This window comes from Pseudomonas sp. SIMBA_067, assembly GCF_046534675.1.
Lineage (GTDB): Bacteria > Pseudomonadota > Gammaproteobacteria > Pseudomonadales > Pseudomonadaceae > Aquipseudomonas > Aquipseudomonas putida.
Genome location: NZ_JAWRYH010000424.1, coordinates 1 through 272 on the forward strand (window position 1 = coordinate 1; position 272 = coordinate 272).

Annotated in this window: 1 protein-coding gene; it reads left to right on the forward strand. The window is 38.2% G+C overall.

Annotated elements, in window-relative coordinates; genetic code table 11:
* Positions 1–22 precede the first annotated feature (22 nt).
* Positions 23–272: LysR family transcriptional regulator (locus SB765_RS29725; RefSeq protein ID WP_410932507.1), on the forward strand; the 250-nt coding region annotated here is incomplete at its 3' end.

Sequence of the window (272 nt, forward strand, 5' to 3'; positions counted from 1 at the left end):
CATATAAATAGTAATTTTAAATATGAAAAATATTTCAACCGACAGTTTACGAACTTTTGTTATGGTGGTTGAGGTTGGTGGATTTGCCAAAGCTGGCGATTTACTTGGCCTTTCGCAACCTGCGGTGAGCTTACAAGTAAAACGTTTAGAAGACTTACTCGGCTATAAATTATTTAAAAAGCAGGGACAACGACAAGTACTCAACCAATATGGTGAGTTATTGCTGCCGATGGCAAAACAAATGGTGCAGCATAACGATGCCATTTTGCAGT